This is a genomic window from Sulfurimonas iocasae, from assembly GCF_047716755.1.
In the GTDB taxonomy this organism is placed as follows: domain Bacteria; phylum Campylobacterota; class Campylobacteria; order Campylobacterales; family Sulfurimonadaceae; genus Sulfurimonas.
The window spans coordinates 583,635-595,220 of the sequence record NZ_CP180409.1; the positions used below are offsets into that span (position 1 = coordinate 583,635).

At 39.4% G+C, this 11,586-nt stretch carries 6 protein-coding genes, 1 tRNA gene and 3 rRNA genes; all 10 read left to right on the top strand.

The features are described from left to right. Positions 1–19: 19 nt before the first annotated feature. The 10 genes from ACLHDE_RS03015 (at position 20) to ACLHDE_RS03060 (ending at position 11,561) form a co-directional block, all read left to right on the top strand. Positions 20–1,357, top strand: coding sequence for an ATP citrate lyase citrate-binding domain-containing protein (locus tag ACLHDE_RS03015; RefSeq protein WP_415397686.1), 1,338 nt, complete (start codon positions 20–22; stop codon positions 1,355–1,357). An 18-nt stretch (positions 1,358–1,375) separates the two neighbouring features. Further along, complete coding sequence (locus tag ACLHDE_RS03020) at positions 1,376–3,190, top strand: citrate/2-methylcitrate synthase (RefSeq protein WP_415397688.1); 1,815 nt, start codon at positions 1,376–1,378, stop codon at positions 3,188–3,190. Positions 3,191–3,322: 132 nt separating this feature from the next. Next, complete coding sequence (locus ACLHDE_RS03025) at positions 3,323–3,985, top strand: Tfp pilus assembly protein FimT/FimU (RefSeq protein ID WP_415397690.1); 663 nt, start codon at positions 3,323–3,325, stop codon at positions 3,983–3,985. 459 nt (positions 3,986–4,444) lie between these two features. Further along, positions 4,445–5,973, top strand: a 16S ribosomal RNA gene (locus ACLHDE_RS03030). Between the two features lie 271 nt (positions 5,974–6,244). Further along, positions 6,245–6,321: transfer RNA gene (locus ACLHDE_RS03035), tRNA-Ile, on the top strand. Between the two features lie 304 nt (positions 6,322–6,625). Continuing rightward, positions 6,626–9,522 (top strand): 23S ribosomal RNA (locus ACLHDE_RS03040). Between the two features lie 185 nt (positions 9,523–9,707). After that, positions 9,708–9,823: ribosomal RNA gene (rrf, locus tag ACLHDE_RS03045) — 5S ribosomal RNA — on the top strand. The 16S, 23S and 5S rRNA genes sit together here with 1 tRNA gene alongside, the layout of an rRNA operon. Positions 9,824–9,973: 150 nt before the next feature. After that, positions 9,974–10,561, top strand: a complete 588-nt coding sequence (gene gmhA, locus ACLHDE_RS03050; RefSeq protein WP_415397692.1) for a D-sedoheptulose 7-phosphate isomerase — start codon at positions 9,974–9,976, stop codon at positions 10,559–10,561. A 6-nt stretch (positions 10,562–10,567) separates the two neighbouring features. Further along, positions 10,568–11,089 carry a D-glycero-beta-D-manno-heptose 1,7-bisphosphate 7-phosphatase gene (gmhB, locus tag ACLHDE_RS03055; RefSeq protein WP_415397694.1) on the top strand — a complete coding sequence of 174 codons (522 nt, stop codon included), beginning with the start codon at positions 10,568–10,570 and terminating at the stop codon, positions 11,087–11,089. Continuing rightward, positions 11,076–11,561 carry an asparaginase domain-containing protein gene (locus ACLHDE_RS03060; protein ID WP_415397696.1) on the top strand — a complete coding sequence of 162 codons (486 nt, stop codon included), beginning with the start codon at positions 11,076–11,078 and terminating at the stop codon, positions 11,559–11,561. The genes gmhB and ACLHDE_RS03060 overlap by 14 nt, the downstream gene beginning before the upstream one ends. The last annotated feature ends 25 nt before the right edge of the window (positions 11,562–11,586 follow it).

Consider the following 11,586-nt stretch of genomic DNA (forward strand, 5'->3'; position numbering starts at 1 on the left):
ATAAAACAGGGAGTTGCAAATGGCTCAAAAAGCGATTAGAGAATATGATGCAAAGTCGATTTTAGCAAAACATTGGGATAAATATTTTCCAGATTTTACTTATGCTTATGAAACTGTAATGGTTCAAAATGGATCAGAATTAAAGAAAGCTGCAAAAGATAAAGCTTGGTTAAAAAAGAAGACATTAGTCGCTAAACCAGATATGCTATTTGGTAAAAGAGGTAAGAATGATTTAGTACTTTTTAAAGATACTAAACCAGGTGATGTTTCTTTAGCTAAAGCTGTATCTTGGATTGATGAAAAATCATCAAATGAACAATCAGTATATTTTTCATTTGATGGAGATACTCCTACAGGTGAAGCAAAAGTTGATATGTTAACTCATTTTGTTGTTGAGCCATTTACTCCACACAAACAAGAAGAAGAATACTATATCTCTGCAACAGTTGTTGGTGATAATGATATGCTTTATATGTCTGCTGAAGGTGGAATGGAAGTTGAAGAGGGTTGGGATGAAAAAGTTACAGAAGTAGCATTTGCAATTACTGATACAGAAGAAGAAATAGCTAAAAAAATTAAAGCTAATATTCCTAAAGATGTTGCAAAAGATGATAAAGCTGCATTTGCTGAATTTGCAATTGGTTTTTTCAGAGCATATAGAGAGCTAAACTTCGCATATCTTGAAATTAATCCATTTGTTATGCAAGGTAAAAAGATAGAACTTCTTGATATGGTTGCTAAACTTGATGATACTGCCGGTTTCATGATGGTAGAAGAGTGGGGCAATGTTGAATATCCTACTGCATTTGGTATGGAGGCAAAATCTCCGGAAGTTACGGCTATTGAAGAAGCAGATGCTAAAACAGGTGCTTCATTAAAACTTACTCTACTAAAACCAGAAGCTAGAATCTGGACTATGGTAGCCGGTGGTGGTGCTTCGGTTGTGTATGCTGATACTATTGCTGATTTAGCAGGAATCGATGATTTAGCTAACTATGGTGAGTACTCAGGTGGTCCAACAACGGGTGAGACAAAGTTTTATGCTGAGACACTACTAGATCTTATGACTAGAGAAAAAGATTCAAAGGGTCGTGAAAAAATCATGATTATAGGTGGTGCAATAGCTAACTTTACAGATGTTGCTAAAACATTTACAGGTATTATTCAAGCATTTGAGAAATATGCTGATAAAATGAAAGAAGTTGGTGTTAAGATATATGTTCGTCGTGGTGGACCAAACTACGAGAAAGGTCTTAAAGATATTAAAGAGGCTGCGGACAGACTTGGTCTTTATATTGAAGTTTATGGACCAGAGACACATGTTACAGACATCGTGCGTATGGCACTAGCGAAGTAAGGGCAAAGGAAAAATATTATGGCACAATTATTTACTAGAAATACACAAGCAATTTTTTGGAACAACAACAAAACTGCAATTCAAAGAATGTTAGATTATGATTATACAATTAAGAGAGATACTCCATCAGTAGCTGCAATCGTTGCACCTACAAGTGGAAATAAATTTGATAAATTTTTCTACGGTCCGGATGAAGTGATGATTCCACTTTATAAATCAACAGCAGAAGCAAAAGCTGCTCAGCCACAAGCTGATGTACTTTTAAACTTCGCATCTTTTAGAACTGCATATGATGTAACTATGGAAGCTTTAAACCTTGGTGGTTTTTCTTCAATCATGATTACAGCAGAAGGTATCCCTGAGAGACTTGCTCGTGGTATGAATGAGTTTGCAAGAAGCAAAAATGTTACAGTTATTGGGCCGGCAACTGTTGGTGGTATCGTTCCTGGTGCATTTAAAATTGCAAATGTTGGTGGAACAATAGAAAATATCGTTCAATCTAAACTTCACCGTGCAGGTTCATGTGGGCTTGTAACTCGTTCAGGTGGTTTGTTTAATGAGCTTTCAAACATTATTTCTTTAAATGCTGATGGCATCGCTGAGGGTGTTGCAATTGGTGGTGATAGATTTGTTGGTTCAGTTTTTATTGATAATCTATTAAGAATGGAAGCTAATCCAGAAGTTAAATATATGTTACTTCTAGGTGAAGTTGGTGGTACTGAAGAGTATAAAGTAATAGAAGCTATTAAAGCTGGTAAACTTACTAAGCCAATCATTGCATGGTGTATCGGTACAATAGCTAAATATTATGATAGTGGTGTTCAATTTGGTCACGCAGGCGCATCTGCAAATGATGATAGAGAAACTGCAGAAGCAAAAAATAAGGCAATGAAAGAAGCTGGTATTCACGTTCCAGGTTCTTTCAATGATTTACCAGAAATTATTTCTGCTGTTTATCATGACTTACATGCTCAGGGTATTATTAAAGATATTAAAGAGCCAGCTCTTAATATTGTTCCAAAATCAAGAAGAAGTAAAGAGTTTATCTGTACTATCTCTGATGATAGAGGTGAAGAAGCTCACTACTGTGGATACCCAATATCTTCTGTAGCAACTCCAGATACTGGCTTTACTGTTGGTGATGTAATGAGTATTTTATGGTTCAAAAAAAGATATCCAAGATGGGCTGTTGACTTTTTAGAAACTGTACTTAAAACTGTTGCAGACCATGGTCCTGCAGTATCAGGTGCACACAATGCTAAAGTGACAGCAAGAGCTGGTAAAGATGTTATTAGTTCACTTATCGCTGGTCTTCTTACAATTGGTCCAAGATTTGGTGGTGCGATTGATGGCGCTGCTAAATATTTCAAATATGCTGATGATAACAAGCTGTCACCAAAAGAGTTCCTAGCATATATGAAAAAAGAAGGTGTTCCAATTCCGGGAATCGGACATAGAATTAAATCTCTTAAAAACCCAGATTTGCGTGTTGAAGGTCTTAAGAAATTTGCTAAAGAGTATTTTCCAAGTACTCCATTACTTGACTATGCATTAACTGTCGAGCAATTAACAACATCTAAGAAAGAGAATTTAATTCTTAATGTTGATGGTACAATCGGTATTTTAATGGTTGATATGTGGAGATCATTATCTTATGACGATAAAGAAATTGATGTATTTATTGATGCTGGTGCGTTAAATGCATTCTTTATTCTTGGTAGATCTATAGGTTTTATTGGTCATATTCTTGATGAGAAAAGACTTGCTATGCCTATGTATAGACATCCAATGGATGACATTCTATATGATGTACAAAAAGCAGAAGAACTATAATGTAACTTTAACCCAAGGAGTTTCTACTCCTTGGACTCTTTCCTTTATTCTCCCAACAATTTTTAAAATATTTTGATATACTTTATTGCTACATATAATCTTTAGAGGTTCTAAATGAAAAAAGCTTTCACTATGTTAGAACTAGTGTTCGTATTAGTTATAATCGGTATATTAGCTGCAGTTATGTTACCTCAAATGCAATCCACAAAATTAAGAGAAGCAGCTATACAAGTGGTATCACATATAAGATATACACAGCATTTGGCAATGGTTGATGATAAGTTTGATAAAAACAATACTTGGTATAAAAATAGATGGCAATTAAAATTTTCAAATACCAATGGAACAGATAATAAATGGGCTTATGCCATTTTTAACGATTATACAAATCAAGATGGAAATCCAAATGAGAATGAAATTGCTATCAATCCATTAGACAAAGGAAAAAGACTTACAGGTGGATATAGTGGACTTATTGAATATGGAGATGCTAAAGCAAGTGAAAAACTTAACTTAGGGCATTCTTATTCTGTTAATGATATAGATTTTACTAATTGTGGTATTGCTAATGACGATGGTAAAAAAAGAGTGTTTTTTGATCATTTAGGTAGACCATTAACTGATAATCCAGAGCAGTTAGTTAATCCATACAGTCATGCAGGAAAGAATCTCCTATTAACAACTCAATGTCAAATAGAACTTTGTGAAGTTTCAGATTGTCTATTAGCAGTTCAAGATGAGAAAATAACTATACAGATAGAGCCAGAAACAGGTTATGTACATATAATAGATTGATAAGTTAAATATAGCCAGCCAAACGCTGAGTATTTTTACACAAAGAGGAAGTTTTTAAAACTTCCCAACCGATTAAGAATCTTCTAAGCAACAACCCCCTATAATTCCCATCCACAAACAAAGAGACCTTGTTAAAGAGGGCTAGAGAGACTTCGAGTTGAAGCTTTTGAGATTGTTTGAGATCATTGAAAACTAAGCAAGTAAATAGACTTAATAACTAACGAAACAGTTAGTAATTAGCTCATTAATAAGTTTACTTAGAAATAACTAATTAACAACAACCGTCTATTCTATTTTGAATCCAATTTATTGGATCCCTTATAGTAATAGATACATACAAAAAAGTCCATAAACTGTTCACGCGGTTTATGGCAACAAAGCCAATGAATTTTAATTCTTGGGCAAAAGATCAGTAATGCACAGCAATGTGTTCTTTACATAATCTGTCTTCGGACAACAATTATGGAGAGTTTGATCCTGGCTCAGAGTGAACGCTGGCGGCGTGCTTAACACATGCAAGTCGAACGATGAACCGAAACTTATCACTTGTGGTAGGCTAGGGGATTAGTGGCGCACGGGTGAGTAATATATAGTTAATGTACCTCGAAGACCGGGATAGCCATTGGAAACGATGATTAATACTGGATACACCTTCTAAACTCAAGTTTAGTCGGGAAACGTTTTTTCGCTTCGAGATCAGACTATATCCCATCAGTTAGTTGGTAGTGTAAGAGACTACCAAGGCAATGACGGGTAGCGGGTTTGAGAGGATGATCCGCCACACTGGTACTGAGACACGGACCAGACTCCTACGGGAGGCAGCAGTGAGGAATATTGCACAATGGGGGAAACCCTGATGCAGCAACGCCGCGTGGAGGATGACGCATTTCGGTGTGTAAACTCCTTTTATGAGTCAAGAAAATGACGGTAGCTCATGAATAAGCACCGGCTAACTCCGTGCCAGCAGCCGCGGTAATACGGAGGGTGCAAGCGTTACTCGGAATCACTGGGCGTAAAGGACGCGTAGGCTGGCTCGTAAGTCAGATGTGAAATCCTATGGCTTAACCATAGAACTGCATTTGAAACTACGAGCCTAGAGTATGGGAGGGGGAGATGGAATTAGTGGTGTAGGGGTAAAATCCGTAGATATCACTAGGAATACCGAAAGCGAAGGCGATCTCCTGGAACATAACTGACGCTGAGGCGTGAAAGCGTGGGGAGCAAACGGGATTAGATACCCCGGTAGTCCACGCCCTAAACGATGAACACTAGTCGTCGGGATGCTTGTCATCTCGGTGATGCACTTAACAGATTAAGTGTTCCGCCTGGGGAGTACGGTCGCAAGATTAAAACTCAAAGGAATAGACGGGGACCCGCACAAGTGGTGGAGCATGTGGTTTAATTCGAAGATACGCGAAGAACCTTACCTAGCCTTGACATTGATAGAACACCCTAGAGATAGAGTGGTGCCCTTCGGGGAACTTGAAAACAGGTGCTGCACGGCTGTCGTCAGCTCGTGTCGTGAGATGTTGGGTTAAGTCCCGCAACGAGCGCAACCCTCGTCCTTAGTTGCCAGCAGGTTATGCTGGGCACTCTAAGGAGACTGCCTTCGCAAGGAGGAGGAAGGTGAGGACGACGTCAAGTCATCATGGCCCTTATGGCTAGGGCTACACACGTGCTACAATGGGGCGTACAGAGAGTTGCGATACCGCGAGGTGGAGCCAATCTCATAAAGCGTCTCTCAGTTCGGATTGAAGTCTGCAACTCGACTTCATGAAGCTGGAATCACTAGTAATCGTAGATCAGCAATGCTACGGTGAATACGTTCCCGGGTCTTGTACTCACCGCCCGTCACACCATGGGAGTTGATTTCGCCCGAAATTGGGAAGCTAACCTTCGGGAGGCTACCACTTACGGCGGAATTAGCGACTGGGGTGAAGTCGTAACAAGGTAACCGTAGGAGAACCTGCGGTTGGATCACCTCCTTTCTAGAGTAAAGAGAAAACATTCATTTGTTTATCTTGTCAAAAGAAAATCTCACGAAGAGATGTTAGTTATTAGTTTATTACTTGCTTAGTTTTCAGTGATCTATGTTCATTAATTTGATATTGATTCAGGAGTGCCTCTCAGACTTAGGTTTGGGAGGGATTTTAGTTCTAATCAAGGCGGGTTCTTGAGTGAGTGAGGAACATACTTATGTATGTGACGAATGAACGAAAGGTTCCAACGCCAAGTAGAGCTAAAAGCACCCCAAAAAGAGGGCCTATAGCTCAGCTGGTTAGAGTGCACCCCTGATAAGGGTGAGGTCCCTGGTTCAAGTCCAGGTAGGCCCACCATTTCTGAAGAATTTGCACTTGAAAAAGAAACTCACATACTTTTAGTATGCTTCGTTGCCTTTTCAAGCACAACTTCAATCAGAAAACAAGTTTCAAACTAAATCCAAGTACTTAAGTTAAGTATTTAGATTTGGTTTTAAACCAAAAAGTTCATTAAATTATAATTGTTAAAGTCAACATATATAAGAGATAAGAGAATTTATTCTATTATTAATTATATTAACTAAATAACTACAAAATCAACAGGATCTGTCTTGAATGATGTATTAGTACATTAAACAAGGTAGTGAACGCAAATTAGAATAAAAAAGATATTAAGGGCCATAGGTGGATGCCTTGGCTAGTAGAGGCGATGAAAGACGTATTAGGCTGCGATAAGCCTCGGGGAGCTGCCAAAGAGCTTTGATCCGGGGATTTCTGAATGGGGCGACCCAGCATGGTGCGAATCATGTTACAACTTAGGTTGGGCGAACTCAGGGAAGTGAAACATCTCAGTACCTGAAGGAAAAGAAATCAAACGAGATTCCCAAAGTAGCGGCGAGCGAAATGGGATTAGGGCACTTAGTGATAATATATTTGTTAGCAGAACACTTTGGAAAGAGTGAGCATAGAGGGTGATACTCCCGTAAGCGAAAACATTTATATGGTACTAGACTAAGGAACGAGTAGGTCGGGACACGTGTTATCTTGACTGAATATGGGGGGACCACCCTCCAACCCTAAATACTACTACTAGACCGATAGCGAACAAGTACCGTGAGGGAAAGGTGAAAAGGACCGCGGTGAGCGGAGTGAAATAGAACCTGAAACCTATGGCTTACAATCATTCGGAGCACTATTGTCGCAAGACAAGTGTGACGGACTGCCTTTTGCATAATGAGCCTGCGAGTTGTGGTATCTGGCAAGGTTAATCGAACGAGAAGCCGTAGCGAAAGCGAGTCTTAATAGGGCGACATAGTCAGATGCTGCAGACCCGAAACTGAGTGATCTATCCATGAGCAGGTTGAAGCTGGTGTAAGAGCCAGTGGAGGACCGAACCCGTAGAAGTTGAAAATTCTTGGGATGACTTGTGGATAGGGGTGAAAGGCCAATCAAACTCAGTGATAGCTGGTTCTCTCCGAAATATATTTAGGTATAGCCTCGAGCATTAGCGTATAGGGGTAGAGCACTGACAGGGCTAGGGCTGCTTACCGCGGTACCAAACCCTATCAAACTCCGAATACTATACGTGTAACCTCGGGAGTCAGGCGTAGGGTGATAAAATCCTATGTCGAGAGGGGAACAACCCAGACTAGCAGCTAAGGTCCCAAAGTCTTGTCTAAGTGGAAAAGGATGTGGAGTTGCTGTGACAACCAGGAGGTTGGCTTAGAAGCAGCCATCCTTTAAAGAAAGCGTAACAGCTCACTGGTCTAGCGATTCTGCGCCGAAAATATAACGGGGCTAAGACAAGCACCGAAGCTCTAGATTTATGATTTATCATAAGTGGTAGGAGAGCGTTCCATTCAGCGCTGAAGGTACACCGGTAAGGAGTGCTGGAGCGGATGGAAGTGAGCATGCAGGCATGAGTAGCGAGAAAAGGGATGAGAATTCCCTTCGCCGTAAACCCAAGGTTTCCTACGCGATGCTCGTCATCGTAGGGTTAGTCGGGACCTAAGTCGAGTCCGAAAGGGGTAGACGATGGCAAATCGGTTAATATTCCGATACCGACCGTTGTTCGTTTGAGTGATGGGGGGACGCATAGAGTTAATTGAGCTCGCTGATGGAATAGCGGGTCGAAGGATGTAGGTCGAGAAGTAGGAAAATCCGCTTCTCATGAGACCGAGATCTTACAGGCAGACCAATCTCTTCGGAGAGCGGTTTGAATCAATGATACTGTCGTGCCGAGAAAAGCCTCTAAACGAGAACAACGGTTGCCCGTACCGTAAACCAACACAGGTGGGTGAGATGAGTATTCTAAGGCGCGTGGAAGAACCATTGTTAAGGAACTCTGCAAACTAGCACCGTATCTTCGGTATAAGGTGTGCCTAAACTGTAAAGAGATTTACTCTCTGAAGCGGTTCAAGGTCGCAGCAAAGTGTCCCTCCCGACTGTTTACCAAAAACACAGCACTCTGCTAACTCGTAAGAGGATGTATAGGGTGTGACGCCTGCCCGGTGCTTGAATGTTAAAAGGATTGCTTAGCTTCGGCGAAGGCTTGAATTGAAGCACAAGTAAACGGCGGCCGTAACTATAACGGTCCTAAGGTAGCGAAATTCCTTGTCGGTTAAATACCGACCTGCATGAATGGCGTAACGAGATGGGAGCTGTCTCAACAATGGATCCAGTGAAATTGTAGTGGAGGTGAAAATTCCTCCTACCCGCGGAAAGACGGAAAGACCCCGTGCACCTTTACTATAGCTTGACACTGCTATTGGGATATTCATGTGCAGGATAGGTGGGAGCCTTTGATTCATAGACGCCAGTTTATGATGAGGCATCCTTGAGATACCACCCTTGAATATTCTGATAGCTAACTCCGTACAATTATCTTGTGCGAGGACAATGTCTGGTGGGTAGTTTGACTGGGGCGGTCGCCTCCTAAAAAGTAACGGAGGCTTACAAAGGTTAGCTCAGAGGGGTTGGAAATCCCTCGTAGAGTATAATGGCATAAGCTAGCCTGACTGTGAGACATACAAGTCGAGCAGAGTCGAAAGACGGTCATAGTGATCCGGTGGTTCTGTGTGGAAGGGCCATCGCTCAAAGGATAAAAGGTACGCCGGGGATAACAGGCTGATCTCCCCCAAGAGCTCACATCGACGGGGAGGTTTGGCACCTCGATGTCGGCTCATCGCATCCTGGGGCTGGAGCAGGTCCCAAGGGTATGGCTGTTCGCCATTTAAAGCGGTACGCGAGCTGGGTTCAGAACGTCGTGAGACAGTTCGGTCCCTATCTTCCGTGGGCGTAGGAACGTTGAGGAGAGCTGACCCTAGTACGAGAGGACCGGGTTGGACGTACCACTGGTGCACCAGTTGTTCTGCCAAGAGCATCGCTGGGTAGCTACGTACGGATGAGATAACCGCTGAAAGCATCTAAGCGGGAAGCCAACTCCAAGATGAACGTTCCCTGAAGTACGCTTGAAGACTACAAGCTTGATAGGCTGGATGTGTACGCACAGCAATGTGTTTAGCTGACCAGTACTAATAGTACGTTTGTCTTTTTTACAGTTCTTTTATTAGAACACAATTCGTTCACTACCTTGTTTAGTGTATTACCAAATACATATAGTAGTTATTTACAAAACATGTTGACTTTAACAATCATAACTTAATGAGATTTCTCATTAATACCCCTTTATTGACTCATACAGTCAAGTCTAAGTACATTTCGATGTCTTTAGACTTGATTGTCTAGGTGGCTATAGAGAGAGGGAAACGCCTGGCTCCATTCCGAACCCAGAAGCTAAGCCTCTCATCGCTGATAATACTGATCCTTGCAGGATTGGAAATGTAGGTCGCTGCCTAGTTGATCAATTTTTTACTACTTACCCTTTTTTATCTTTATTTAATCAAATACTTCTGTTAATCAATATACCCAAGTTAATCTATTAGTCCGAAAACCATTACTAATTATATATAATTATGGTATTATTTCATATATTATTTTAGGATTATAGATGAAAAATTATATTAAAAATCAAATTAAAAAATCTTACGAAACTAAGCAAGCTATTTATCAAAATGAAAAGTTATTAAATGAAATCTCAGAAGTTTGTAAATTATGTGTTGAACTTTACAGAGGTCCTAATAAAACTATTTTAGCAGGTAATGGAGGCAGTGCCGCGGATGCACAGCATATAGCTGCTGAATTAGTTGGTAGATATGGTTTTGATAGACCTTCTATCCCATCACTTGCACTTACTACAGATACGTCAAACTTAACTGCCATTGGAAATGACTATGGTTATGATAAAGTTTTTTCTCGCCAACTTGAAGGTATGGGACAAGAAGGAGATATTTTTATTGGTATCTCAACATCAGGTAATTCTGTTAATATTATTAATGCATTTAAAGTGGCCAAAGAAAAAGGAATTACAACTGTTGCTTTAGTTGGTAGAGATGGAGGAGAAATGGCTAAGTTGGCTGACTATTCTTTGATTGTTCCATCTGATTCTACTCCTAGAATACAAGAGTCTCATATATTAATAGGTCATATTATATGTGACATTATAGAGAAAGAGATATTTGGTGATGGTGTAAGTTAATTGCATATGAATAAAGCACTTTTCCTTGATCGTGATGGTGTTATAAATGTTGAAAAAGATTATCTTTACAAAATAAAAGATTTTGAGTTTATTGATGGTATATTTGATCTTTGTAGATATTATCAAAAACTTGGGTTTATAATTGTTGTTGTTACAAATCAATCAGGAATTGATAGAGGTTATTACACTAAAGAAGATTTTGATATATTGACTTCTTGGATGGTTAAAGAATTTTCTTCTAATAATATTAATATTAAGAAAGTCTATTATTGCTCTCATCATCCGAAAATATCAGGTGAGTGTAGTTGTAGAAAACCAAATCCAGGAATGTTGCTTCGAGCTTCTAAAGAGCTAAATATTGATCTGAAAAACTCTATCATGATTGGTGACAAAGAAAGAGATGTACAAGCCGGTATAAATGCTGGTTTAACTACTACATATCTTTTTGATGAATCTAATAACGTTAAGACGTCTAAAGCAAATAAAATAGTTTCAAAATTAGAGGATATTTATAGTGTTAATACTTAATAGTGGTGGTACATTTAATAAAAAATATAATCCACTAAACGGTGAATTAGAGATTCCATATAATAATGATGTTATAGAGAGAATACTTCAAAGTGCTGATTTTGATTATGATGTGGCTGGTGTAATTTACAAAGATAGCATAGAGATGGATATGAACGACAGAAAAATGATTGCTAATATTATTATGGAATCTAAGGATGATACTTTTATAATAGTTCACGGTACCGACACTATTAATATAACTGCTGAGTTTTTATCAGAGATATTTGATGATAGAAAGATTATATTGACAGGTGCTATGAATCCTTTTGAGATAGATAATGTTGAAGCAAGCTTAAATCTAGGAATCGCTATTGGTTTTGCTAAAGCGAAAACTGAAAATGCTGTCTATATTTGCATGAATGGTTTTATTGAACCTTGTCAAAATATAGTAAAAAACAAGACATTAGGAAAGTTTGAACTTGTCAAATAGTGTGGTATGTAATCATTGTCATCTA